Source organism: Mycobacterium sp. 1482292.6, assembly GCF_001672995.1.
GTDB lineage: Bacteria > Actinomycetota > Actinomycetes > Mycobacteriales > Mycobacteriaceae > Mycobacterium > Mycobacterium europaeum_A.
Genome location: NZ_LZKV01000157.1, coordinates 18,154 through 42,013, shown reverse-complemented (window position 1 = coordinate 42,013; position 23,860 = coordinate 18,154). Strand labels below are relative to the sequence as shown.

Here is a 23,860-nt window from a genome sequence, read left to right as displayed (position 1 = left end):
CGGGCGACGCAGAATCGAATCAGTAAATTCTGGTCAACTGAGCTGGGCGCCGGCGCACGAGCGGGCGGGTCGAGCCGCTGCTCGGAGCGGACAATCGTGACCATCGGGGGCGTCGCGGATCCGGGGGAGCGGGGCGTGGAAAACGCCAAAGTGGTTGGCCGATAGCGCTTTAGCCCGCCGCCTTTGAACGCCTTGTCGTCGTTCACGGTGGACCACACGCCAACGCGACGGACCGGTATCGAGTCGTTACTCAGCTGTGTGGGGCCGGAAACCGGGCTGGCCGCTGCCGCCACCGCCGGTGGCGCCGCTGCCGCGTCGATTGTCTTCTCGGTGCGCAAAGCCCCGCAACCGAGCACAACTGCGAGAAGGGCCAGCGCAGCAACGATGGCGGACGCAGCTTGTCGTCGTGACCAGCGTGACGGCTTTGTAACTCCGAAACTCACAGTGCCACTTACGTTACCAGCCGCGACGCGGCGGCTGCCACCGAGCCACGCCGTCGGTGGCGTCACATCATCCGGGGCCCGCCGAAACCCGGGACGGTGCCCACCGGGATCAACGCGAACGCGATCGAGAGCAGAATGAACAGTCGCAACGTTCTCGGGGTCATCGCCTGCTCGATTTCCGGTCGGCGGGCCGCGAAGAGAACGAACACGATCGCGACATCGAACCCTACGATCGTCAGCCAGCGAGTCCAGTCGTAACCGGTGAGGAATACCGGGATGACCGGCACCAGGCCCGCGATCACCCAGTTCATTCGCCCTTGCAGGGCAGCGACGAACGCGCGCAGCGGTACGCCCGAAACACCGCTGACTCCCCACAGCGTCACCGCCAGCGCGGCGGCGCCGAATAGCAAAGAGATTGTCAGGCCCAGTATTCCGATGTGACCGACGGCGCGGACGGCGTCCCCGATCCCGTGGTCGTAGTTCGGCAACACGTTGCGGCACACCCAGTCGTGATAATCGGTCCTGGGACTCTGGCCGTCGATGACGAAGCGCATCAGCGTGTGCGGCGACGTGACCGTGGCGAAGGGGTTGGGCATCACGCGATGCGGTACGGACGCACACAGTTGCGAGGCGATGTCGTGACGGCCGAATCCCGCCACGACGGCCGCGGCGATCACTCCCGGTGTCACGGCCATGAGCACGCCCCGACGCTGGGTGGTTTCCAGCGCGCCGCCGAGAACGATGATCGCCAGCACGGCTCCCAACGCGTACTGCAGCCCATTCGCCTCGTGCACCAGGGTCAGCACCGCGATCGCGGCGCCGTAGGTCGCGCAGCAGCCCATCGCGATGGCCCTGGTACGCGTGATGGCCAAGGCCGAGCTGAACAGCGCCAGGGCCGCCCCACCGAACAAGTCCGGCCGGGCCGAAAACGCCGCGAACGGTACACCGAAGGGCAGCAACGGAATCGCCATCGCCAGCAGGAGCCGGCGCTGCGAGCGATGGCGACTGAACGCCACCACGCCCGCGACCGCCGCCAGTCCGCACAGATAGATCCCCGTGGACAGCCACCGCAGGCCGAGGGAGGCCGCGAAATAATGTCCGGGGACCGAGCGAACCAATTCGCCGGCGAGGCCACGACGGACGAAGCCGTGCCGGTAATCGGCGGCGTAATAGGACATCCAGTACACGTCGAGCGGAACGACCTTGATCGCGAACCACAACACGACCGCCGACCATGCCGCGATCGCGGCGCCCACATACAGGATGTGGTTTCGCGTAAGCGGATTCGCCTCAACTTCCACGGCCACCATCAGCTGCGGCCCTCGTACACGGTGGTGGCGGACAACTGTAGATCCGCCAGCGCACCACACGCGAGCTCGCGGGCGGCGCAGGTGTCGCCGGAACCGCTCTGATAGGCGACGACGGTGAGAAACCGGCTGCCGTTGACCGTCCCTGTGCCGCAGAACAATTGGCCGTGTGCCTGTTCGATACGCGCCCGGGTGATGCCCTGCTCGGCGAGCCGCATGGAAAGCTCGGACGCGTCCCCGCCGTCGATGCGGCTGACGGCGGCGTCGAGGGCGCCCAGATTGGAACATCCCACCGGCAACTGACCAGACGACATCGCGATGCCTTCGGCGCGCCGGACCAGCCAGTGCGGCGTGAACGGGATGAGCGGCAACCCGGCGAGCATTTCGTTGGGCTGTTCTTCCAAGGACGTCAGCGCTGTCTTGACGTCGGTGCGCACCGCGGTCAGGTCGCCGGCCACCGCCGTGCCGTCGACCGTCACCGTGATGGAGGTCAGCGCGTTGGCCCGGTCGTCGTCGGCGGTCCGGTCGCTGACCGGAAGCACCACCGTCACCGAGTTCCCGTCGGGCAGCACTCTGCCCATCCGGTGCGCCAGCCGAGCGACGAACGCAACGAAGAGCGCGTTGCTGCTTCCATTGAGGCTGCGCGCCCGCGCTTCCCAAGCCGCAGCGTCGGTTTGGATTGTCACCGACGGCGCCGCGTTCGGGTCGTCGGTCGGCGTGAGCGCCTCCGGGTTCCGCGTGCGCGGCGAGGGCTGCTGGTTGGACGACACCCTGAGCAATATCAGCAGCGTCGCGATCAGCGCCCGGATCGCCGCCGGCAGCGCGATGACGGCATCGACAAGATCCTCGCCCACGGCGCGCCACCGCGCGCGTGAATTCGGCCGAGCGTAACCGAGATTGCGTTGTTCTCCCTTGACCGCTTCGGCAACGGCCGTAACCATGCCGAGCCCGTCGACAACGCAGTGCGAGGCCACCAGGGTGACCGCTGCGCCACCGTCGACCAGCGGCAGCACGCCGAGGTGAAACGTCGGGCCATGTTCGGGGTCCACCCGCACGTGGGCGCGCCGTTCGAGCCACGCGCCGATCTCGTGCCGCGGTTGCCGCGGCTCCCACGCGATGTCGGGCGAGCGGCAGTCGACCACCCAGCGATGACGCCCGAAGGGCAACGGCGAGCGCTCGATGCGCCGGCCGAGCAGGCCGGCACCCAGATTGTCCTTGAAGGCCCGCAATTCATCGATGTTCACGTCACGGTCGTAGACCCACGTGCATTGCACCGTGCTGCCTTGACCGGTGGCGCGCAGCCGAAGGAAAGCGGCCTGGTCCAACAGCGCCAGCCTGGTCACTAGCACCCCGCCTCGGCCGCGGCGCGATACCCGCGCACCGCCGCCGGTGCGAACACGGCGACCAGGACGCCGCCCCACAGGGCCGCCCGCCACAGCGGCGACAACACCGGTCCGCCCTCCGCGAGCGCGCGCATCGCCTCGATCGTCGGCGATATCGGCGAAAAACGCACCACCGGTTGCAGCCAGCCCGGAAACACCTCGGCCGGCGCTACACCGGTATTGAGGAACAACAGCACGACGCACCCCGCACCCAGCCACGTCACCATCGCCTTGCCGTCCGCGCGCGCCGCGATCGCGATGACCAACGTCGCCATGCCCGCCGAAATCACCACGGGCACCAGCACGAAGGCCAGCATCGCCATCCAGCCATAGCTGAATCGCAGACCCAAAGCGATCCCGAAGACGGTGAGCACGACCGCGGACGTGGTGGTTCGGGCGGCCTCGGCGACCAGTCGCCCCGCCACGGTGCTGGCTCGATGCACCGGTTGCACCCACAGCCTGGTCAGCACACCGGACTCCCGCTCCGACGGCAGAGCCAAACCGGCGCCGAGGGTGCCGAACACGGCGCCGACCACCGCGCACATGGGTACCAGCCCGTACAGGCTGTCGTGTCCGGTGATGGCCAGGACGGATTTGCCGACCAGCAGCTTGTAGATGATGAGCAGAAAGGTCGGAAACAACAGCGCCTGCACCGCGACGATCGGATCGCGCCGCCAGCGGCGCAGTAGCCGTCCCGCCTCCGACGCGCTTTGGCTGACGAAGGCCGTCAGCGGTGTCAGGCGTGAAATCCTCTGCCCTGCAGCGGTATTGACGGCAATCGCGGCCTGTTCGGCGCACGCATCGCCCGTCGGTAAGGCGTTCGGGCGGGGCTTGCGCACGAGCCGGCCGGCACCCGAACTCCCCGCGCCGACGCGTCCCTGCATGCGCACCGCGAGTCCACCGAACAGCGCCAGCAATCCGAGGCACCACGCCAGCGTCACCGCGAGCTCCCGGCCCGGAACGTGACCGGCGGACAGAGCGCGCAGCGTCTCGGTGACCTGCGACACCGGTTGGTAGCGAATGAATGGTCCGAGCCAGGCCGGAAACGATTCCGCCGGAGCGATGCCGGTGGACAACAACACCAGGACGAGTTGGGGGAGCAGCAGTAATTGGCTCGACGACTCGACGGAGCCGACGCGCGAGCCCAAAGCGTCAGCGCCGAGAGACACCGCCATCGCGAACGCCACGACGATGACCACGAACAGAACCGCGACGCCCGGGCCGCCCTGCATCCGGAAACCGAACGACCACCCGACCGCAACGGAAGCGACCAACGCGATGATCGCGCGTATCAAGCAATACAGCATCCGTGCGCTCAGCGGCACCGCCGCTGGGACCGGCAGGGTGCGAAGCCGGGACCCGAAGCCGGACAACCGGTCTCGCGCGGCGCGGTCGGCTGTGGTCATCGCCCCGAACAGCATCGCCTGCACGATGACCACCGGAAGCACGTATTGCGGATAGGTCATCGGGCCGGTGCGGATGATGCCGCCCAGCACGAGGGTGAACCCCAAGAAGCAGCCCACCGGAGCCAGCGCCGCGAAGAGTAGGTCGGCATCGCGGCGCGATCCCGACATCGTGCGCAAAGTGAGTGCCACGAGGGCACTCATACCGAGACCTCCCGCGGCGACAGGACGGGACGGGCATCACGCATCGATATGCGGTCCGGCCTCGCACACCCGGGTGAACTCGGCGCGCATCGTCTCGACGTAGCGCAGGACGGATTTCCGGGCGACGTCGGTGCCCGGGTAGGCGACCACCAGCTGCGTTTTGTCGTGCATGCGATTGACCCACATGCACACCGTCTCCGACAGCCGGTTGTCGCCCCACACGCCGGCGCGCAGGCCGTCGAAGTAGCCGCCGAACGGCAACTTGCGGATGTCGATGTAGGACAGCATCGGGACCGGGCGGTCGGGAACCTCGATGGGGTTCGACGACGGGTCCGTCGACTCGAGCAAGTGGTAGTACGGCACCGCGCCCAGGGCCGTGTTGCCGTCGAAAGACGCCTGGGCGGCGCTGACCACCTCAGCGAACGACGCACCGGCGGTCGGAATCGCCAACGGGACGAAACTGGCCAGCCAACCGACCGCGGTGGCGTACGCGGGCTCCCGCCTGTTGTCGAATGGAGTGAGTCCGAAATACGTTGCGGCGCCGGTTATCCGGTGTTCGGTCAGCGCGGCGCAGGCGAACACGCCACCGCTGAAACGCGCGCCCGCCGCGCGGCACACCGCTTCGAACCGGCGGCCCTGGTCGTCATCGATCAGGTCGAATACGTCGATGGCCCCCGGTGTGTCCGCATTCGACTCACCCAGTTCCAGCGGGAATTTCGGGAGCGCCCCATTGTTCGCCGCGAGAAACGCCCGCCACGACTGGATCTCGGGCGACTCCTCGTTCAGGCCCCGGGTGTACGCGTGCTGGTTCGCGCTGTATTCGCGATGGCTCGGGGCCGGCGGCAGCGGGTTTTCCGCCCTCTGCAACGCGGCGTAGTACATGGTCTGGATGTCGAGGAAGATCACCCCCGCCGACATGCCGTCGGCGCGCAGGTGGTCGACGGCGATATAGATGGTGAACCGGTCTTGGGCCTGAATGATGCCGAAGGTAAAGCAGTCCCATTGCAGCGGATCGGGCGTATCGAGAAGCAGTTTGCGGATCTGGTTCGGCGCCATCTTCCCGAGATCCGTTGGAGCCAAGGTGATGAGCTCCGGGTCGGGAATGACATAGCGAAGAATCTCATCGTCGTCGCCGAAGTCAAACCGATCGTGGTAGGTGTCGTGTCGCCGGAGGTGACTATTCACGGCTTGGGTCATCGCATCGATGTCGCAGGTGCCGCTGATTTCCCAGGCCCCGATGCACAACCGCGGGATGTCGCGGCCGCGACTGACCTGCCGGCGGTAATAGCGAAGATGCTGCGCCTGCTGATAACTCACCGGGGCGGGATGGTATTGGGCTTCGGCCGCGCGCCGATGGGTAGCCGCAGTGGGGTACCAGGAGACGACGGTGCCCTCGGCTGTCCAGTCCTCAACTGTGCCCAAGAACATGCGCTACCTTTCGTCCGTCAGCTGGCGACGCCGGTCCGGATGACCTTAGCGGCAACGCAGGTGATTTGCTGAGTAAGTCGGTTGCCGAAGCGGTCCGGTTCCGCGGGCCCAGCAAGTGCCTCGCGCCACGCTGCGTCGAACAATGCGCACGTTCGGTGCGGACCAGGGTGTTGTCAGCCGGTGATGCGCATATCGTCAAGCGGCGCAGACAAATGACTCGCCGACCCTTCCGCGGCGCAATCATAAAGTTCCCCTCTCGGGCCCGCAATCGCACAGGAAGTTCTGCCAACCGGTCGTGTGCTCGTGTGAGGTAGTCGACACGCGGGGTCATTTAATTCGTGCGTCGTTAACACGGAACTACGACTCGAACAAGCATTTATCTCGACGTGATGACCCAACCTGTCGATTCCCACCCACAGAGCCGGCGCAATCTTGACTAGGCCCCACGTGATGCTTGCGGACCTGCCGAAACGGCGCCTGGGTTACCATATCGTGATGCACGGCCGTATTGGAATACTGTCAGTGAAAGATTTCTTGCGCCGCTGATGCGGGCAAACAATCAAGCGATCCACCAAAAGTGCGGCGGCACTGAGCCCTACGTCGCTGCCGACGACAACTCGGGGATCAAAAATCGTGAGAACCGTGGCGCCCGCAGCAAACTGCGTGACGCGCGGGTTCAATCCTTGAGCACCCATCGAAAGGCGAGCCACGCGGGGCCGAAGCCGCGAGGGCTCAGCAGACAAAGCGCCCTCGATGATCGATGATGATCTGGACACCGCCGTTTCCCGTTTCGCGAGAGTCGCAAAGAAGGGACCTAGACGATGCCCGATGAGCTCCGCGGTCCGGCCAGACTGTTCGATGCGCTGACCACCAAGGGCACCGCCTTCACCGAAGCCGAGCGCCGGCGGCTGGGTCTCTTGGGTCTGTTGCCGACGACGGTGAAGACGCTGGAGCAGCAAGCCGCGCATTGTTGGCACGAATTCTCCACTCGGCGCGACGATCTCGACAAACACATTTATCTGCGGGCATTGCAGGACCGCAACGAGACGTTGTTCTACCGCGTATTGCGCGACCACATTCCCGAGGCGCTGCCCGTCGTCTATACACCCACCGTGGGTGAGGCCTGCCAGCGTTTCAGTGAGATCTACCGGCGGCCTCGGGGATTGTTCGTGTCCTACACCGAGGGTGATTGCCTGGACGAGGTACTGAACAACCGGCCGCAACGTGAGGTCGATGTGATCGTGGTGACCGACGGGCAGCGCATCCTCGGTCTGGGCGATCAGGGGATCGGGGGCATGGGGATCCCGATCGGGAAACTGTCCCTCTACACCCTGATCGGTGGCATCGATCCCGCGCGCACGCTTCCGATCGTGCTCGACGTGGGTACCGACAACAGCGAGCTCCTCGACGATCCCCAATATCTGGGCTGGCGGCACCGGCGCATCGACGACGAGGATTACTACGCGTTCATCGACAAGTTCGTCGCCGCGGTGCGCAAGCAGTTGCCGAATGTGTTGCTGCAGTGGGAGGACTTCGCCACCACGCATGCGCTGCCGATCCTGGCCCGTTATCGCGACAAGCTGCTCACCTTCAACGACGACATCCAGGGAACGGCCGCCGTCACGCTCGGAGCGCTGCACGGCGCCGCCAAGGTCGCCGGCCGCCCGCTCTCGCAGCAACAGATCGTGATGCTCGGCGCCGGCTCGGCCGGTATCGGAGTGCTCGACATGATTCGACGGCAGATGACGAACGAAGGGCTGTCCGAACAGGCTGCCTCGCAGCGTATCTGGGTCGTCGACGTCGTCGGCCTGCTCACCGATGACCGCACCGACCTGTCCGATGCACAGCGCGGATTCGCCCAGCCTGCCGCCCGCGTCGCGCAATGGGGTCTGTCAAGTCCCGCTCAGCTGGCCGACGTCGTCCACCACGTCGAGGTGGGCGTGCTGCTCGGCCTGTCGACCGCCGCGGGTGCCTTCACCGAGAGCATCGTGCGTGAGCTCGCCGGTAAGACCGACCGGCCGATCATCTTCCCGCTTTCCAATCCCACCAGCCGCGCCGAGGCGCGCCCCGCCGAGCTGGATCAGTGGACCGACGGGCGGGCGCTGATCGCCACCGGCTCGCCGTTCGCGCCGCTACACCGCAACGGCGTGGAACATGGTGTCGCGCAGTGTAATAACGTCTACATCTTTCCCGCGATGGGGCTCGGGGTGACGGCGGCTCAGGCGACCCGGGTCACCGACGAGATGATGCGCGTCGCGGCGCAGACCTTGGGCGAGGCCTCGCCCGCCCTCGCCGACCCCGACCAGCCGCTGCTACCGGCGTGGTCGGACGTGCCGGATGTCGCCGTGCGCATCGCGCACGCCGTCGCCGTGCAGGCGGTCGCGGACGGTGTCGCCCCGACGCGCAGCGACGCAGAGCTCGCCGAACGCATCGCGCAGGTGCGTTGGCAACCCGAGTACCCCGCGACAGTCGACCCGTGACGGGTGGTGGTCATGGGCACCGGATGGCGGTGTGAGTATTTCACTGCCCCTACCTGCACCGGTCTTGGCCAAGCGCAATGACTTTCGACGCAGAAGCAACGCCTCCTCGGCACCGGCTGACCCGGTACGGCCTCAATATCGACATCGCCTTGACTTCATACATGCAGTGTGTATGTTAATACATACAGTATGTATCTGAAAGGTGGGTCTCATGAGCGCCACGCTCGACGCCATAGCGGAAGACCGCAGAATTATTCTGGAGCTCTGCTCGCAAATGCCGGATCCGTTGTGGGCGAAGGACAGTGGTTGCTCGGGCTGGTCGGTGCAAGACCTCGTGTCGCACATGGCGTGCAGCTTCTGGCTGGCTGTCGATCCGTCGAGGCTGCCCAGTCCCGGCGATTTGCCGGCCGAACGCGCGGCCGACCTCTATGTGGAATCGCGACGCTCTATGACCCCCGAACAGGTGGTGGCCGACTATGAATCGGTCAGCGGCCGAGGGCTCGAGGTGCTCGCTGCGATAGAGGGTCAGGACATCGACATCCCCATCGGCGACGTCGGAACCTACCCGGCCTCGGTGGTGCCGACAACCTTCGTCTTCGAATCACTCATCCACACTCGCTGCGACCTCTTTGCCCCCGACGGGCCGCTGCCGGGGGACCCGCCGCCCGTCGACGAGCTGCGGCTTGCCCCCACCCTCGATTGGATCGAAGCGGCACTGCCGCAGCAGAATGTGCCGCTGCTCAACGACTTACACACCGGCGTGGAGGTTCGCCTCGACGGGCTGTGCGCCCGCACCCTGCACATCGGCCCGCGCGCCGAGGTCGGGGCGCGTGTCACGTCCGACTCGCAGGCCTTCGTGCGCTGGGTGACCCAGCGCGGCACCTGGGGGGAGTTGGGTGTGCAGGCGGAGGGTGACCCGTCGTCGCTTGATGTCGTTCGCCGGCTCAGGGTGTTCTGAGCCGGGTCCGAACACGACGCCACACCGGTCGGTCGCGCGATCCCGGACCTTCATACGGTATGTATGAGAATGCCTACGGAGGCGTGAAAGGTAAGGGTCGATGGCGCAGGGCGGTCGCCGCACGCAGGCCGAACGCGCGGCTGAGACACGCGATGCGTTGATCGGTGCCGCCCGGCCGTTGTTTGCGTCAGTGGGATTCGCCGACGCGTCCCTGGAAACGATCGTCCGCAACGCTGGGGTGACACGCGGCGCCCTCTATCACCATTTCGCCGACAAGACAGAGTTATTCGCGGCGGTGTTCGAGCGCGTCGAGGGGGAGATGGCCGCCCGGATGGTCGACGCGGTCGCCGCCGCCGGACACTCCGATCCCGTCGAGATCATGCGACTCTGTTCGGGACTTTGGTTGGATGCGTGCGCCGAACCCGAGATCCAGCGCATCGTCCTGCTCGAGGCGCTGGCGGTGTTGGGATGGGAACGCTGGAGCGACATCGGCCATCGCTACAACATCGGGTTCGTGACTGGACTGCTCACCGACGCCATCGAATCCGGCAGTATTCCCCGCCAGCCCGTCGAGGTGACCGCCCTGACGATCATGGGAGCACTGCGCGAGGCGACGCTCTACATCGCCCGCGCCGACGATCATCGTCGGGCCCGCGCGGAAGCCGGCGCGGTGATGGACCGACTCATCGACGCGTTGCGCGCCAACGGTTCTGGCTAGTCCGCCGCACCGCTCGCCGATAGGTGTCGTTACGCCGCGATGCTGCCGCCCCCGTCGGCTCGGATGATCTGACCGGTGATGTAGCCGGCGTCGTCGTCCAACAGTGCGCAGATCGCATGGGCGATCTCGCGGGGTGTCCCGAGGCGGCGCAGCGGAATCGTCTGCAGCATACGCGCTTCGCGCTCGGAGCTGGCCGGGCTGAGCGCGCGGTACATCTCGGTTTCGATGGGCCCGGGCGCCACGGCGTTGACCGTGATGCCGGACTGCGCGAGCTCGCCGGCCCAGATCCGGGTGCACGCTTCCAGTGCCGCCTTCGTCGCCGCGTAGGGCGTGCGCTCCGAGGTGCCCAGTGTGGTCAAGCTGGTGACGTTGACGATGCGCCCCCACTCGTTGACCAGCATGCCGGGCAGCACCGCCTGGACCACCTGCACGGCGGCGCGCACGTTCAGGTCGTACGTGACGGCCAGATCGTCCAGATTGATCGAACCGATGCGGCCGAACCGGGCGACGGCCACGTTGTTGACCACCGCGTCGATGCGCCCGTTCGCCAGCACGCGCCCGAGCGCGGCGTCGGTCTCGACCCGATCGGTGAGGTCCGCCTCGTAGAACTCGCCCGGGAAGTCGTCGGGCGCGGTGCGAGCCAGGCCGACGGGTATGTCGCCGGACCTCTTCACCCGGTCGGCGACTGCCCGGCCGATCCCCTTCGATGCCCCGGTGATCAGTACGCGCCTTGCGGTCATGGTGTCCTCCTTCAACGGCTTCGTATGATTACTGAAACGTTCTGGAACGCAAATGTTGCATAACGTTGTTGTTATGGGCGATGACGTTGCCTTATGGAGGATCGATGACGACGTTGGCGCAGCTCAGAACGTTCATTGCGGTGGTCGATCAGGGCGGTTTCACGGCGGCCAGCCGCCGGCTGGGGTTATCCCAGCCGGCCGTCAGCCGCACCGTCGCCACGCTGGAAAAAGAGCTGGGCCTGCCGCTGTTCGTTCGCCGCCGAGACGGGCTGTCCCTGACCGAAGCGGGTGCCATCGCGCTGACGCACGCGCGAGAGGCGGTGCGCCACCTCACGTTGATGCGCACCGAGGTCGCCGGCCTGGCGGGCGACATCACCGGGACGCTGAGCCTCGCGAGCCTGCCGTCGGCCACCGCAACGCTGGTCGCGCCCCAACTCCGGGCGTTCGCCCAGCGGCATCCGGCCGTCACCATCCGGCTGCTCGAGGGTAGTGAGCAAGAGATTCGGGATTGGCTCGACCAGGGGGCCGCCGAAGCCGGTGTGCTCAGCCTGCCCAGCAAGGGCCTTGACGTCGCCGTCCTCGGCGAACAGGACATGGTTGCGGTGGTGCCGGCCGAGCACCGGCTGGCAGCCAAGGACGTCGTCACCTACGCCGACTTGGCCAAGGAACCCTTCGTTCGTGGTACGGGCGGATGTGCGGATGTGTTCATGCCGATCGCGCGCCGCGCCGGGGTCGAATTCGACCTGGCCTTCGAAGCACGCGAGATCGCGGCGACGCTCGAGATCGTGCGCGCCGGCCTGGGAGTGAGCATCCTGCCCAGCGCCGGCCTGCCAGAACTGCCCGGCGTCGCGGTGCGTCCGCTGCTGCCCCAGACCGTGCGGCGCCTCGGCGTCGCGGTCTCCGCGAGTGCGTCCGCCCCCGCGCGCGCATTCCTCGACCAGATCGCCGCGCTGAATCTGCGCTGATTCGATTGGGCCAGCGCGGTTTTGATCCCCGACGGGACTCGTGGCTGTCGGTGACCACGTGCGCGGCGCGACGCGTTTTCAGCCGCACCGACCCGACGTGGTATCTTCGCCGACGTGACTATCGGCGTGCGCGCGTATTGGCGCTTTATCGTGGCTCCGGGTGGAGCCGGCGATGCGGCGGCCGATTGACGCACGCGCACGACTGATACCCGGAGCCCAGCAGTGACCACACGGTCGCTGCTTTTCGTTTTTCAGGGCATCGGGAACCAGCGGGCGTGCCCTGGGAGCCAGCACAGAAAGGCACACACCCTCCATGTCCATCATCAATTACGAGACGGCGACCATCGACACGTCCGACCACCGGATCGTCTCGTTCCGGGAACTGTCGGCACCGGCGGTGATTCGCACCGAACTGCCGTTGACCGCCCGGCGCGCCCAGGCCGTCCAGCGCGATCGTGACGAGATCTCGGCGATCCTGGCCGGTGGTGACGATCGGCTGTTGCTGGTGGTCGGCCCGTGCTCGGTGCACGACCCCGTCGCCGCGCTCGATTACGCACGCCGGCTCGCGCCGATGGCCGCCGACTACGCGGATCGGCTGAAGATCGTGATGCGCGTCTACTTCGAAAAGCCGCGGACCACCGTCGGGTGGAAGGGACTGATCAACGACCCCAACATGGATGGCAGCTTCGACGTCGAGCGGGGCATCCGCGTCGCGCGCGGGTTGTTACTCGACATCATCGACGTCGGCCTGCCGGTGGGGTGCGAATTTTTAGAGCCCACCAGTCCTCAGTACATCGCCGACGCCGTCGCGTGGGGCGCGATCGGCGCCCGCACCACCGAGTCGCAGGTGCACCGCCAGTTGGCGTCGGGCCTGTCGATGCCCGTCGGGTTCAAGAACGGCACCGATGGCAACGTTCAGGTCGCCATCGACGGGGTCAAAGCCGCTGCGGCGCAGCACAATTTCTTCGGTACCGACGACTTCGGTCGTGCGGCCGTCGTCGAGACCATGGGCAATCCCGACTGCCACGTCATCCTTCGGGGTGGCACCACCGGACCAAACTACGACGCCGCCGCGGTGGCCAGCGCCATCGAACGGCTTGGCAAGGCCGGGCTTTCCGGGCAGGTCATGATCGACTGCTCACACGCCAACTCGGCCAAAGACCATGTGCGCCAAGCCGAGGTCACCGCCGAGGTGACCGCACGCATCGCCGGGGGCGAGCGCGGTATCGCCGGACTGATGCTGGAAAGCTTCCTGGTCGCCGGCGCCCAATCGCTCGGCGGGGAGCTGGTCTACGGCCAGTCCGTGACCGATCGGTGCATGGACTTCACCACGACCGCGGGGCTGTTGGCTGACCTCTACGCGGCGATGGGCTGACCGCGGGCCACGGGGGCTGGGCCCGCGTCACCGAGGGGCGGGCGCCTGTCGCGACGAAACCTGGCCGGCGATCGCCTTCTTGTCGATCTTGCCGATCGGAGTGGTGGGCAGGGACGTCATCGCCACCAAGACGTCGGGGCGGGCGTGCGCGGCCACACCGCGCTCGTCGAGGTAGCCGTTCAATTCCGCCAGCGACAGTTCAGGGCCGTCGAAAACCACGGCCGCACAGATCTTCTCGCCCAGGTAAGGGTCGGGCAGCGCGACGGCGGCGGCCGAGAAGATCGTCGGATGGCTGTGCAGCTGCTCCTCCAGGTCCGCCGCCGAAATGGTCTCTCCGCCACGGCAAATCACGTCCTTGACCCGACCGGTCACCACCAGATAGCCGTCGTTGCGCAGCCGCACCACGTCACCGCTGCGGAAGAACCCTTGCGCGTCGAAGCTGCGTTCGTTGTCGCGCTCGGCCCGAAAGTAGCCGTTGAACGTGTACGGTCCGCGGACCAGTAGTTCGCCCTCCTCGCCCGGCGGCACCGGGTTGCCCTCCGCATCGACGACGCGCAGTTCGTCGGCCGGACACAATGGCCGGCCCTGGGTGTGTTCGGTGAGTTCCGGGGGATCGTCGAGCCGGGTGTAGTTCAGCAGCCCCTCGGCCATCCCGAACACCTGCTGCAGGGCCGGGGTCAATGCGCTGCGCACCAAGCGGGCATCCTCGGCTTCCAGCTTGGCGCCGCCAACCTGTAAGAGCCGCAGCGTCTTTGGTGTCACTGGTTCCCAGTCGCAAGCTTGCGCCCACAACTTGGCCAACGCCGGCACCAGGGCGGTCACCGTGACACGGTGGCGTTCGATGGCGGCAAAGGCCGCCTCCGGGCTGGGGTCGGTGCCGAAAACGGTGGTGGCGCCGACCGTCATCGCACCGAGCAGACCCGGACAGGCAAGCGGGAAGTTGTGCCCGGCGGACAGCACCGCCAAATACACGTCGTCGCGGGTGAGCCCGCAGAGTTCGGCGCTGGCCTTCGCGTTGAAGACATAGTCGTCATGGGTGCGGGGGATGAGCTTGGGCGTGCCGGTGGTGCCGCCCGAAACCAACAGCAGCGCAGGCGATCCCGGATCGGGTGCCGATGGCCGCGCGCCGGTGGTCGTCCCATCGCGCAGTTGCGCCCACGAGGTGAACGGTCCCGGGTCGCCGTCGACGATGACGTGCCTGAGCGCGCCGTGCCGCTCGACGAGGCCCTGCGCCATGGTCCGGTAGTCAAATCCGCCTGCGGTGTCGGCGATCAGCAACCCGGTGGCCTCGCTGACCGCGGCAAAATGTCCCAGTTCGGTGGCCCGGTGACCGGGCAGGCACATCACCGGTATCGCCCCGGCCCGCAGCAGCCCGAACAGCGCCACCGCGAACTGACAGCCGTTCGGCAATTGCAGCAACACCCGATCGCCCGGCGCGATACCCGCGCCGCACAGTCCATCGGCCGCGCGGTTAGCCTGGTCGTCCAGGTCCGCATAACTGAGGCCGGTGTCGCTCATGGCGTCGATGACGGCGACTCGGTCGGGCCATTGCTGGGCCGCGTCGGTCAGGATCGTGTCCAGGGGCCGCCCCGCCCAGTAGCCGGCCGCCCGATAGGCGGCGCTCCGATCGGCGGGGAAGGGCACGAACCCGTCGAGGACTCCGGCCGGCGGCTGCGGTGTGTTCGGGCTCATGGCTCCTTCAGCGGGGGCTTCGAACGGGGCTAGTAGCGGGGACGCAGGGAGTAAGGATAGGGTAACCAAAAAATTAGGGCAGCCTGTGCTAATTCAGGGAGGGTCTGTGGTGCACGCCTCGGCACGCTCGGAGGACATCCGGGCGGAGGTGGCCGAACTGCTCGGCGTCAACGTCGATGCAGTTCAGCCGGGTGACAACCTCATCAGCCAGGGCCTGGACTCGATCCGGATCATGACGTTGGCCGGCCGGTGGCGCCGCCGGGGCGTCGCCATCGACTTCGCCACCCTGGCCGAGCAGCCGACGATCGACGCCTGGGCCCGGCTGGTCGCCGCCGACGGGCACGGCGCCGACCAGCAGACCGTTCCCGCCGAGGCGGCCCGGAGCGCTGAGCCGTCGGCCGAGGACGAGCCGTTTGCCCTGGCCCCGATGCAGCACGCGATGTGGGTGGGCCGCCAGGACCACCAGCAGCTCGGTGGCGTCGCCGGGCACCTCTACGTCGAATTCGACGGTGGCCCGATCGATCCGGAGCGGCTGCGCGCGGCGGCCACCGCGCTGGCACGTCGCCATCCGATGCTGCGGGTGCGGTTCCTGCCCGACGGCACGCAACACATCCCCCCGGCCGACCAGAGCGGCGCCTTCCCGGTCGAGGTCGAGGACCTGCGCCAGCTGAGCACCGACGAGGTCGAGCGGCGGCTCGCCGACATCCGCGACGCGAAATCACACCAGCAGCTCGACGGCGCGGTGTTCGAACTGGCGGTGACGCTGTTGCCGTGCGGGCGGTCCCGGCTGCATGTCGATTTGGACATGCAGGCCGCCGACGCGATGAGCTATCGGACCCTGATGGGCGACCTGGCGGCCCTCTACGGCGGCCGCGACCTCCCCGAGCTGAGCTACACCTATCGGCAGTACCGCCAAGCCATCGAGGCCGAAGAGGCCCAGCCGCAACCGGCCCGCGACGCCGACCGGGACTGGTGGGCGCAGCGTCTGCCGGAGCTGCCCGACCCGCCGGCGTTGCCGTCCATCGGTGGCCGCGGCTCCAAGCAGAGCACGCGCCGTTGGTACTGGCTGGACCCGCAAACCCGCGATGCGCTGTTCGCCCGCGCCCAGGCGCGCGGCATCACTCCGGCCATGGCCCTGGCCGCGGGATTCGCCAATACCCTGGCGCGCTGGTCGACCACGTCGCGCTTTTTGCTGAACGTCCCACTGTTCGGGCGGCAGCCCCTGCACCCCGACGTCGACTCGTTGGTCGGTGACTTCACCTCCTCGCTGCTGCTCGATGTCGATCTCGCCGGCGCCCACACCGCGGCGGCGCGGGCCCAGGCCGTGCAGGGCGCGATGCGCACGGCCGCCGCCCATTCCGCCTATCCGGGACTGTCGGTGCTGCGCGACCTCAGCCGTCATCGCGGCACTCAGGTGCTCGCCCCGGTGGTATTCACCAGCGCGCTGGGACTCGGCGAACTGTTCAGCCGCGAGGTGACGGACCGATTCGGCACACCGGGATGGATCATCTCCCAGGGGCCGCAGGTGCTGCTGGACGCGCAGGTCACCGAATTCGACGGCGGCGTCCTGGTGAATTGGGATGTGCGCGAAGGCATGTTCCCCCCGGGCGTCATCGACGCCATGTTCGCCTACCACATCGACGAGCTGCTGCGGCTGGCCTGCGCCGACGACGCGTGGGAGGCGCCGGGCCCGCCGGCACTGCCCCAGGCGCAGCGCGCGGTGCGCGAGGCGGCCAACGCCCGCACCGCGAAACCCAGCGGAGAAGCCTTGCACGACGGGTTCTTCCGGCAGGCCGAGCGGCAGCCCGACGCCCCGGCGGTGTTCGCCAGCACCGGTGACCTCAGCTATGCACAACTGCGCGACCAGGCGCTGGCGGTGGCCGCGGCGCTGCGCGCCGCCGGGGTGGCCACCGGCGAGACCATCGCGATCATGGGGCCCAAAACCGCCGAGCAGATTCCGGCCTTGCTGGGCATCCTGTCCGTCGGTGCCGTCTACCTGCCGATCGGCGCCGACCAGCCGCGCGATCGCGCCGAGCGCATCCTCGAAACCGGTGCGGTGAGGCTGGCCCTCGTCTGCGGCGGACGACCGCTGTCCGTGCCGGTGCCAGAACTGGTGCTGGCCGATATCCTTCGCGACGCCCCTGCGAGCGCCGAGATTACTTCAGCGAGAATCGATCCCGCCGCGCTCGCCTACGTGTTGTTCACGTCGGGCTCCACCGGCGAGCCCAAGGGCGTCGAGGTCACCCACGACGCGGCGATGAACACCGTGGAATTCATCGCCCGCCACTTCGAGATCGGCCCCGCGGATCGATGCCTGGCGCTGTCGACCCTGGAGGGCGACATCTCGGTGATGGACGTCTTCGTCACCCTGCGCACGGGCGGTTCCCTCGTGGTGGTCGACGAAGCGCAGCGACGCGATCCCGACGCCTGGGTCCGGCTCATCGAGACTCACCAGATCACCGTGCTGCACTTCATGCCCGGCTGGCTGGAGATGCTCGTCGAAGTCGGCCGCGGGCGGCTGTCCTCGGTGCGGGTGATCCCGACCGGCGGCGACTGGGTGCGGCCCGAGGTGGTGCGCCGCCTCCAGGCCGAAGCGCCCGACCTGCGCTTCGCCGGCCTCGGCGGTGCGACCGAAACCCCGGTGCACAACAGCATTTTCGAGGTGACCGAAGCGATTCCGGAGGATTGGACGGCCTTGCCGTTCGGCGTCCCGCTTCCCAACAACGCCTGCCGTGTCGTCGATGACACCGGGGCCGACTGCCCGGACTGGGTGCCCGGCGAATACTGGGTGTCCGGACGCGGCATCGCGCGCGGCTACCGCGGCCGTCCCGATCTCACCGCCGAACGCTTCGTCGAGCACGACGGCCGAATCTGGTACCGCACCGGCGATTTGGTGCGGTACTGGCCGGACGGCACCCTCGAATTCGTGGGCCGCGCCGACCACCGGGTCAAGATCAGCGGCTATCGCGTCGAGTTGGGCGAGGTCGAGACCGCGCTGCGGCGCGTGCCCGGGGTGCGCACGGCGGTGGCCGCCCTGATCGCGGTGTCCGGCGAATCCGACGTGCTGGCCGCCCAAGTGTGCACCGACGACGCCGCCCTGACCGCCGAGCGAATCCGGCAGCGTCTCGCTGACCTCGTGCCCGCACACATGGTTCCGCGCCACATCGCGGTGGTGGAGCGGATCGGGTTCACCGACGCCGGAAAGCTCGACCGCCGGGCCGTGGCACGCGAGTTGGAAGCCGCTGTGGCGCAATCGCAGCGGCCGGGCCACCGGGCGCCGTCGACGCCATTGGAAACCGCGCTGGCACTGATCGTCGGCGAGCTGCTCGGCCGGGAACACATCGGGGTCGACGACGACTTCTTCGCCCTCGGCGGCGATTCGGTGCTCGCCACTCAGGCGGTGGCGAGAATTCGGGCCTGGCTGGATGCGCCGGACATCATGGTCGCCGACCTCTTCGCCAATCGAACCGTGTCGACGCTGGCCGCGGTGCTCAGTGCCGGCGAGGACGACCCCGGCCGGCTCGACCAGGTCGCCGAGCTCTATCTGGAGGTTATCGGCATGGACGCCGAATCGGTTCTGGCGGCCTCTCAGCAACCCGCGAAATCGTAGATTGCGCAATGACATTGAATAATCTGATCACCGTGTCTGCCACGTTCCCGTCCTGGATCAAACTGACCCCGGGCCGCAACAACGGGTCGTCCACCGGAGCCACCGTGGTGTTTCCGCACGCCGGCGCGGCCGCCGCAAGCTATCGGGTGCTGGCGGCGGCGCTGGCCGCCGGCGGCGACACCTACATCGTGCAGTACCCGCAACGCGCCGACCGCCTCAGCGAGCCCGGCCACGACAGCGTGCACGACCTGGCCGCCAGCCTCTTCCAAGCGGCACCGTGGTCCAGCGTCGCGCCGCTGAAGTTGTTCGGGCACAGCATGGGTGCCGTCGTCGCCTTCGAGTTCGCCCGGGTCGCCGAGACGCACGGCACGGCCGTGCAAAAGCTGTGGGTGTCGGCCGGCCCGCCACCGTGCGTCGTCGCCGACATGCCCGAACTGCCGACCAGTGATGACGGGCTGCTGGCCGATATCGCCGATCTGGGCGGTACCGACCCCGAACTGCTTGCCGACGAAGAGTTCTCCGAACTGCTGACCACCGCGGTGCGCGCCGACTATCAGGCCTTCAACGGTTATGACCCCAGCCCCGACGTCCGCATCGGCGCCGACATTCACGTGCTGGGCGGCCATGACGACCACCGCATCGCCACCGGCGTGCTGCGGCAGTGGGAAAGGCACACCGCCGGATCCTTCGCCCTGTCGTTGTACGACGGCGGGCACTTCTACGTCTACGACCACGTCGAAGCGATCGCTGCGCAGGTGAATGCCGGGTGATGTCAATGTCTGACGAGGGGTTCGGCTCGGGCCGCGGCGCCGAGTATGCCGACCCGGTCGTGATCGTGGGAATGGGTGTGGAGGCACCCGGGGGCATCGAAACCGCCGAGGCCTACTGGGATCTGCTGGCCCACGGCCGTGAGGCGCTGGGCCCGTTTCCCACCGACCGCGGTTGGGCGGTGCCAGAACTGCTCGCCGGCTCGCGCCGCAGCGGCTTCAAAGAGATTCATGACCGCGGCGGATTCCTCACCGGGGCAACCACATTCGATCCGGAATTCTTCGGGATCTCGCCCCGCGAGGCCGTCGTGATGGATCCGCAGCAACGGGTGGCGCTTCGGGTGGCCTGGCGGGCGTGCGAGAACAGCGGCATCAATCCCGACGAGCTGGCCGGTCACGATGTGGGCTGCTTCGTCGGCGCCTCGGCCACCGGGTACGGACCCGACATGGCCCAATTCTCCGAACACAGCGGTCATCTGCTCGCCGGGACCGCGCTCAGCGTGATCTCGGGTCGCATCGCCTACACGCTGGGATTGGCCGGGCCGGCGCTGACCTTGGATTCCTCGTGCGCGTCGGCGCTGGTGGCCTTCCACGTCGCGGTGCGTTCACTACAGAACGACGACTGCGATCTGGCCCTCGCGGGCGGGGTCAACGTGCTGGGCTCACCGGGCTTTTTCGTCGAGTTCTCCAAGCAACACGCGCTCTCCGACGACGGATACTGCCGCCCCTACAGCGCGCAGGCCAGCGGGACCGTGTGGGCCGAGGGCGCGGCGATGTTTGTGCTGCAACGCAAATCGGCCGCCCTGCGTGCCGGCCGGCGGATCGTCGCCGAGGTGCGGGCCACCGCCATGAATCAGGACGGGCGCAGCGCCGGTCTGAGCGCGCCCAGCGGCGAGGCCCAGGTCCGGCTGTTCCAGCGGGCCATCAGCCAGGCCGGGATCAAGCCCGCCGAGGTGGGGATGATCGAGGGGCACGGCACGGGGACCCGCCTGGGCGACCGAACCGAGCTGCGCTCGCTGGCCCAGACCTACGGCGACACCGAGCCCGGCGCCGGAGCATTGCTGGGTTCGGTCAAATCCAACGTCGGTCACTCGTTGGCCGCCGCCGGCGCGCTGGGTCTGGCCAAGGTGCTGGTCTCCGCCGAGCACGGCGCCGTCCCACCCACCCTGCACGCCGGCGACGCCAGTCCCGAAATCGAATGGGACAAGCAAGGACTCCGGTTGGCCCAGACCTTGACACCGTGGCCGGCCGTTGACGGGCAGCGCACCGCCGCGGCGTCCGCGTTCGGCATCGCCGGCACCAACGCGCACCTGATCGTCTCCGTCCCCGAGGTCGCATGATGCTCACCCATGGCCTGCCGGACGGGCGTATCCCGGTGCTGCTGAGCGCCCATGATCCAGAGCTGATCCGCCGCGACGCCGCCGCGATCGCCGATTACCTTGGCCGCGTCCCGGACTCGGCGGATCTGACCGCCGCGGTCGCTTCCACCCTGCTGAGGTTGCGGAGGTTGCGACGGCACCGCGCGGTGGTGCGCGCGGCAGACAGCACCGAGCTCGTCGCGGGTCTGTCCGCGATCGCCAACGGCGAGGAGCACGAGCTGGTCTCGTACTCCGCGAGGACGACACCGCCGCGGGTCGCGTTCGTGTTTCCCGGCCAGGGCAATCAATGGCAGGCGATGGGAGCCGGCGCCTACCAACGGTTACCGGCCTACCGCGAGGCCGCCGACCGATGCGCGCAAGCATTCGCTTCCGCCGGATTCGCTTCTCCGCTGCCATATCTGGTGGGCGACGAACCGCGCAACTGGTCGCGCCCCGAGATCCAGGGCGCGCAGTTCACCCACGCGGTGAGCCTGGCCGAGGCATGGCGGTCCCGCGGGGTCCTGCCCGACATCACCATCGGTCACAGCCTCGGTGAGGTGGCGGCGGCCTATGTGGCGGAGGCGATAGGGCTGCCCGACGCGGTCGCTTTGGTGGTTGCTCGCGCGACCGTGGTCGACCAGCTCACCGGCCACTACGCAATGGCGGTGCTGGGCACCGGGCTGGACGTCGCGGAGTCGTTGCTCGCGGAAACGCCGGGCTGGTTGGAAGTTTCGGCGGTCAACGGCCCGTCGTCGACCGTGGTCGCCGGTGATCATGACGCGGTGGCCGCCGCGGTCGCACTGGCCCAACGGCGCGGCATCTTCAGCCAGCAACTGTCCGTCGACTATCCCGGACACACCAGTGCGCTCCGACCGTTGCGTTCGAGCCTGGCCGAGCTGACACCGAAGTCGACCTTCCGGGATGCCCCGGTGCGGTTCATCGGATCCACGCTGGGGACCGAGCTGGGGGAGGCGACCGACTTCTCCGGCTATTGGTATGAAAACCTTTGCAGCACCGTACGATTCGACCTCGCCGTGCAATATGCCCGCGGTTGTGGGGCCGACGCGTTCGTTGAGCTCTCGGCGCACCCCTCCTTGCTGTACCCGCTGGGCGACATCGTCGACGACGAGTCCGCAGTCATCGTCGGCTCGGGTCATCGCGACCGGTCCATCACCGATTCGCTGTCGGCGAGCATCACCGCACTCGCGGCCGCCGACCCCGGCTGCCGGTGGGCCGACGCGATCCCGACGGCCGACCTGCCCGCGCTGCGCGGCTTCCCCAACGCGCCGATGCGTGCGGTGCACCTGTGGGCGGCGCCGCAACGGGTGACCGAAGCGGCGCCGGCGCCGGCGCTCACCGTGGCCGTCGAGGACTGGCAGCCGGTCACGGCGCCCGTCACACCCGGCGCAAGCCGCCTCGACATCGCCTTCGTCGGTGCGGGCACCCTGACGCAGCGGCTGCTCGAAACCGTTGCCGCGCATGGTGCTTGCCGAGCGGTGCCACCGGACGAGGCGGAAATTCTTGTGATCGCCGCCCCGGGACTCGACCCGCTCGACCCCGCCTCCGCAATCGAGCGGATCGCAGGCCGCCCCGACGCGGGCCTACCGGACTACCCCGCACTCATCGGCCCCCGGTGCCGGACCGTCTGGTTGCTCACCGCCGGTGCCGAACACGTCGACCGCGGTGACGCCAATGTGTCTCCCGCACAGGCGGCGCTGGCGGCGATGCATCGCAGCATCGGCTTCGAATTCCCGGACCAGGCATTCGGGCACCTGGACCTCGAACACCGCGATCCCGACCCCGCAACGGCACGGCTCGCCATCGACGTGCTGCTGGATGAGGTGGCCGAGGTCGCCGTGCGCGGCGCCGGATCGCCGCGACGCCACGTCCGCACGTTCCGTGCGTGCCGCCAATCGGCAACCCCGCGCCCGCTCGATACCGCCGCCTTGGACGACGTGGTGATCACCGGTGGCAGCGGAGCGATCGGCCTGCAGTACGCGCGGTATTGCCTGGAACGCGGCGCCCGGACCGTCACCCTGCTGAGCCGCCACGGTGTTGATCCGACGGTGCTGCGCGAGCTCGTCGGCCAGTATGACGCCAAAGTCCACGCCCCCCAATGCGATATCACCGATAGGGACGCCCTGGCCGCCGTCGCCGCCGAATATGCGGGTTCGGGCGCGTCACTGCTGATCCACACCGCGGGCATCGCGCGGGCCCTTTCACGATCGGATCTCAGCGGCGCTGACGTTGCGGCGGTGTGCGCGGCCAAAGTCCGCGGACTGGCCTTGCTGGCCGACGTGTGGCCGCTGCGCCCGGACTGCCGGATCCTGGCCTGCTCGTCGGTATTCGGGGTCTGGGGCGGGCACCACCACGCGGCCTACGCGGCATCCAACCGGATGCTCGACGTGTTGGCCGCCCAGTTGCGCGCCGCCGGCCGCGACTGCACGGCGATCCGCTGGGGCCTGTGGCAGGGCGCCGGGGTCGTGGTGGGCACCGAGATCACGCGCACCGAGCGTTCCGGTCTGGTGGCGATGGACCCGCAGCGGGCGATCGAGGCCAGCCTGTACGGCTACGACGGCGATCCGCTGATCTTCGACGCCGACTTCGAGCGGCTTCAGGTTTTCTTCGAAAGCCAGGGCATGCCAATGCCGTTCAGCGATGCACGCACCGGCGAGGGCGAGGAAACCGACACCTCGACTGAGAAGCCGCTCGCCGACATCGTGCGGGCCGAACTGGCGGCGACGCTGCACCTGGGTGATTCGTTGTCGATCGACCCGGGCGCCTCGCTGATCGACCTGGGTGTGGACTCCTTGCTCGCACTCGATTTACGCAAACGGCTGCGCCGGACGGTGGGGAACTCGGTTCCGGTGTCCCGCATGCTCGGCGGCATCACGGTGACCGAGCTGATCGACGCGCTGCGTGCCGACCCGACCGGCGCGCCCGCGGCGAAGCCGTCATTCGAGCGCGCCGGCGCCGCCAACGGTGCGCACCACTCAACGCTCGCGATGCTAGAAAGGTTGGACTCCTAGC

15 protein-coding genes are annotated in these 23,860 nt (G+C 68.0%); 9 read left to right on the top strand and 6 right to left on the bottom strand.

Annotated elements, in window-relative coordinates:
* Window positions 1–505: 505 nt before the first annotated feature.
* From A5624_RS15680 to A5624_RS15665, 4 genes are read right to left on the bottom strand one after another with little or no spacing between them, the layout of a single operon-like run.
* The gene (locus tag A5624_RS15680) at window positions 506–1,753 is read right to left on the bottom strand and encodes a hypothetical protein (RefSeq protein ID WP_066867823.1); all 1,248 of its coding nucleotides are present in this window, start codon (window positions 1,751–1,753) and stop codon (window positions 506–508) included.
* Window positions 1,753–3,093 carry a hypothetical protein gene (locus A5624_RS15675; RefSeq protein ID WP_066867821.1) on the bottom strand — a complete coding sequence of 447 codons (1,341 nt, stop codon included), beginning with the start codon at window positions 3,091–3,093 and terminating at the stop codon, window positions 1,753–1,755. Before A5624_RS15675 ends, A5624_RS15680 begins: the two co-directional genes overlap by 1 nt.
* Window positions 3,093–4,739, bottom strand: a complete 1,647-nt coding sequence (locus A5624_RS15670; protein WP_066867819.1) for an ABC transporter permease — start codon at window positions 4,737–4,739, stop codon at window positions 3,093–3,095. The genes A5624_RS15675 and A5624_RS15670 overlap by 1 nt, the downstream gene beginning before the upstream one ends.
* Window positions 4,740–4,775: 36 nt before the next feature.
* Window positions 4,776–6,167, bottom strand: a complete 1,392-nt coding sequence (locus tag A5624_RS15665) for a condensation domain-containing protein (protein WP_066867816.1) — start codon at window positions 6,165–6,167, stop codon at window positions 4,776–4,778.
* An 821-nt stretch (window positions 6,168–6,988) separates the two neighbouring features.
* Between A5624_RS15665 and A5624_RS15660 the strand changes: the two genes are divergently transcribed.
* From A5624_RS15660 to A5624_RS15650, 3 genes are all read left to right on the top strand, one after another.
* Window positions 6,989–8,647: an NAD-dependent malic enzyme gene (locus A5624_RS15660; RefSeq protein WP_066867812.1), complete on the top strand. Its 1,659-nt coding sequence runs from the start codon at window positions 6,989–6,991 to the stop codon at window positions 8,645–8,647.
* Window positions 8,648–8,858: 211 nt separating this feature from the next.
* Entirely contained in the window at window positions 8,859–9,605 is a 747-nt protein-coding gene (locus tag A5624_RS15655) for a maleylpyruvate isomerase family mycothiol-dependent enzyme (protein ID WP_082990582.1), read from the top strand.
* Between the two features lie 100 nt (window positions 9,606–9,705).
* Window positions 9,706–10,323: a TetR/AcrR family transcriptional regulator gene (locus tag A5624_RS15650; protein WP_066867806.1), complete on the top strand. Its 618-nt coding sequence runs from the start codon at window positions 9,706–9,708 to the stop codon at window positions 10,321–10,323.
* Between the two features lie 29 nt (window positions 10,324–10,352).
* On the opposite strand, the gene A5624_RS15645 is transcribed toward A5624_RS15650, so the two are convergent.
* Window positions 10,353–11,063 carry an SDR family oxidoreductase gene (locus A5624_RS15645; RefSeq protein ID WP_066867879.1) on the bottom strand — a complete coding sequence of 237 codons (711 nt, stop codon included), beginning with the start codon at window positions 11,061–11,063 and terminating at the stop codon, window positions 10,353–10,355.
* Window positions 11,064–11,167: 104 nt separating this feature from the next.
* Between A5624_RS15645 and A5624_RS15640 the strand changes: the two genes are divergently transcribed.
* Together A5624_RS15640 and A5624_RS15635 are read left to right on the top strand one after the other, a co-directional pair.
* Window positions 11,168–12,028 (top strand): LysR family transcriptional regulator, encoded by an 861-nt coding sequence (locus A5624_RS15640; RefSeq protein WP_066867803.1) that lies wholly within the window; start codon window positions 11,168–11,170, stop codon window positions 12,026–12,028.
* Window positions 12,029–12,341: 313 nt separating this feature from the next.
* Window positions 12,342–13,403: a 3-deoxy-7-phosphoheptulonate synthase gene (locus A5624_RS15635; protein WP_066867800.1), complete on the top strand. Its 1,062-nt coding sequence runs from the start codon at window positions 12,342–12,344 to the stop codon at window positions 13,401–13,403.
* 27 nt (window positions 13,404–13,430) lie between these two features.
* On the opposite strand, the gene A5624_RS15630 is transcribed toward A5624_RS15635, so the two are convergent.
* On the bottom strand, window positions 13,431–15,095 hold the full coding sequence (locus A5624_RS15630) for a (2,3-dihydroxybenzoyl)adenylate synthase (RefSeq protein ID WP_066867797.1): 1,665 nt from the start codon (window positions 15,093–15,095) through the stop codon (window positions 13,431–13,433).
* 106 nt (window positions 15,096–15,201) lie between these two features.
* Between A5624_RS15630 and A5624_RS15625 the strand changes: the two genes are divergently transcribed.
* From A5624_RS15625 to mbtD, 4 genes are read left to right on the top strand one after another with little or no spacing between them, the layout of a single operon-like run.
* On the top strand, window positions 15,202–18,705 hold the full coding sequence (locus A5624_RS15625) for a non-ribosomal peptide synthetase (RefSeq protein ID WP_066867794.1): 3,504 nt from the start codon (window positions 15,202–15,204) through the stop codon (window positions 18,703–18,705).
* A gap of 8 nt (window positions 18,706–18,713) precedes the next feature.
* The gene (locus tag A5624_RS15620; protein ID WP_066867791.1) at window positions 18,714–19,475 is read left to right on the top strand and encodes a thioesterase II family protein; all 762 of its coding nucleotides are present in this window, start codon (window positions 18,714–18,716) and stop codon (window positions 19,473–19,475) included.
* A 5-nt stretch (window positions 19,476–19,480) separates the two neighbouring features.
* A complete protein-coding gene (locus A5624_RS15615; protein ID WP_066867873.1) occupies window positions 19,481–20,812 on the top strand; it encodes a polyketide synthase in 1,332 nt (443 codons plus the stop codon).
* The gene (mbtD, locus tag A5624_RS15610) at window positions 20,812–23,859 is read left to right on the top strand and encodes a mycobactin polyketide synthase MbtD (protein WP_066867876.1); all 3,048 of its coding nucleotides are present in this window, start codon (window positions 20,812–20,814) and stop codon (window positions 23,857–23,859) included. Before A5624_RS15615 ends, mbtD begins: the two co-directional genes overlap by 1 nt.
* Window position 23,860 lies beyond the last annotated feature (1 nt).